Annotated in this window: 5 protein-coding genes; 1 reads left to right on the top strand and 4 read right to left on the bottom strand. The window is 64.5% G+C overall.

Translation table 11 applies throughout. The features are described 5' to 3' along the window. The 4 genes from CH296_RS28200 to CH296_RS28185 all read right to left on the bottom strand — a co-directional run. The coding region (locus tag CH296_RS28200) for a ParB/RepB/Spo0J family partition protein (protein ID WP_179277862.1) at positions 1-530 on the bottom strand (530 nt) is incomplete at its 3' end. Positions 531-563: 33 nt separating this feature from the next. After that, entirely contained in the window at positions 564-788 is a 225-nt protein-coding gene (locus CH296_RS28195) for a hypothetical protein (protein ID WP_032394527.1), read from the bottom strand. Between the two features lie 103 nt (positions 789-891). Then, entirely contained in the window at positions 892-1,290 is a 399-nt protein-coding gene (locus CH296_RS28190; RefSeq protein ID WP_094686269.1) for a hypothetical protein, read from the bottom strand. Further along, positions 1,287-1,517, bottom strand: a complete 231-nt coding sequence (locus CH296_RS28185; RefSeq protein ID WP_094686268.1) for a hypothetical protein — start codon at positions 1,515-1,517, stop codon at positions 1,287-1,289. The genes CH296_RS28190 and CH296_RS28185 overlap by 4 nt, the downstream gene beginning before the upstream one ends. 111 nt (positions 1,518-1,628) lie before the next feature. On the opposite strand from CH296_RS28185, the gene CH296_RS28180 reads away from it, so the two are divergent. After that, positions 1,629-2,024, top strand: a complete 396-nt coding sequence (locus tag CH296_RS28180) for a hypothetical protein (protein WP_094686267.1) — start codon at positions 1,629-1,631, stop codon at positions 2,022-2,024. Positions 2,025-2,286: the final 262 nt, after the last annotated feature.

Below are 2,286 nucleotides of genomic sequence, written 5' to 3'. Positions count from 1 at the left end.
GCGAGCGCATCCTCGATCGTCACCTGACGGGCAACCAGGCGATCGCGCACCAACTGCGGCGCATTCGCCAACTTGATCCGATCCTTGATGGTCTTCTGCTTGTGGCCGGTGCGGGACGCGAGGCCCTTGAGATCGACGTCGTCGAACTCGAGCAGCGACTGATACGCGTTGCCCTCCTCCACGACGTTCAGGTCGGAGCGGTGCAGGTTCTCGGTGAGCATCACTTCGAGCTGCGCCCGGTCGTCGCCAGCGAGATCGAACCGGACGATGCACGGCACCGTCTTGAGAACCGCGCGCTTCGCGGCCGCGTGACGGCGGTGTCCGGCGATGAGCGTGTACTTTCCCTTCGCCTTCGCGGGAGTCACTATCAACGGTTCGAGCACACCCTGGCCCTTGATGGATTCGGCGAGCTCGGTCACGTCACCGAGATCGGTGCGTGGGTTCTTCGGGTGCGGAAGGATCGCGGTCGGGCGAAGGTGTTCGAGGATGGTCTCGCGGACCTCGGTGGCGTCGGTCTGTGTGGTGGTCATCGTGTGCGCTCCTGGCATGTTGCGGACGGGCGGTCAGGTTCTGTTCGGTAGATCGAGTTGGACGTGAGCGGGGCGGGGGTTGTACGGCTTACGGGCGGTGCAGATCTCCGAGTGGCGAATCCACAGGCGTTCCCCGTCGGCGCGGGCCGCGTCGAGGTCGGAGCCTTTGAGGACTTCGCCGTACACCACACGACCGTTGACCGGTCCGGAGAAGTGCTTGCGGACGGTGCCGAGTTCCGGGTCCGGTGAGATGTCCACTGGTATCCATCGGTCCTCCCGGGACATCGACTTGCACCAGTGCACCGGTGCGTGACAGTCCTTGCATTCGCTCGCCACAGCCCGCGTTCCTCCTTCCTCTCGTTCAGCCGGTCCGCGCGCGAATACCGGCGAGCACTCGATGCCTGCGCACTGTCGCCCGCGTCTGCGCCATCACCGGCGAGCAGTCAGGACACATTCCATGCCCGGCCGATTCGGTGGTGACAGCGGTGATCTCGTTGCACAGCAGGCACGGGATGTAGTTCGCACCCGGCTCGTCACGGACATCGGGCGGCGCGGAGACCGGTTCGAGACCGAGGTGCTCGCGGATCCGGACGACGGTGTAGTCCGTCCACTTCGTCAGCTCGGAGATCTCGCGGTCGGTCATGCACCGGCCAACCAGAGTGGACACCAGAACGCGGCGGTCGTACGGCGACAACGCTTCTCCCGGCAGGTGCCCGGCGAGCGCCTGCCGGAACCGCTCCGGATGATCGAGACGCTTCACAGTGACACCACCACGGCGTAGCCGGACTGAAACTCGATCGCCGGAATGCACTGGTAGTGGCCGGCCGCGTCGCGGACCACATAGTCGCCCGGTACAGCGAAGGTTGCCTCCGTGTCAGACGGTTCGATGCAGAACCGGTCACCGCGCTTCGCGATGTTGGTGTCGGAAACGAAGACCATCAGGTCACCGAAGTTGTTTCCGGTCCACTGCACCGCTTCGACCTGCACCGGTACCTGCTGATACCTGCGGACCGGAGGACGGAGGTCGAGTTTCGCCCACCCGACTGGCGAGAAGGCGTCTCGTACGCTGTCCTCACACTCGAGCCCAGGAGACGATCCATGCCTCACGCCAGACTGTTCATCGGCAGCGACAGCAACGAACTGCGCGCCGAACCCGACATCGTTGCCAGTCTGCTCGAGGCACTCGACGCCACTGCCCGCCTGGCCGGACACGCTGCGATCGTGTCCGAGTTCCCGAGCGATGACGGCGTAACCACGCGATTCGCCCTCTACGTCCCCGACGAAGATGGCTTCTCGGTCCTCCGCGCTGAGTACCAAGGGGAAGACGGAGCCCCCGACACCGAGTACCTGCAACGCGCGATTCAATGCGCGATACACCTCCAAGGGTGGATCGTCCTCGACGCGCACGACGAAGTCGTGACTGACCTCGCCGCTGCGAAACAGATCAAAGCTCGTGCCGTCGACCACTACCGACAGCAGCGGCCGGGCATCTGACTTCCTGCATTCAGCGGTGAAGTACTCGAACACGTTCTTCTGGGTCAGCCAGGGCATCAGGCACCTACCAACGGGGCGAGGGTCGCTGCCACGAGCAGCAATACGAGGACTCCGACGAACACCAGGTAAACGCGGGGGCGGCACCGAACCGGCGGGATGTGATGGTTCATGAGACGTACCACCCAGCTGCGATCACGAGGGTGCAGATCAGACGCATCGCGAAGTAGCCGCAGACAGCGGCGGCCGCGATCAGGACGTAGGC

Source organism: Rhodococcus sp. 14-2496-1d (genome assembly GCF_002259365.1).
Taxonomy (GTDB): domain Bacteria; phylum Actinomycetota; class Actinomycetes; order Mycobacteriales; family Mycobacteriaceae; genus Rhodococcoides.
This window is presented reverse-complemented; position numbering and strand designations above follow the sequence as displayed.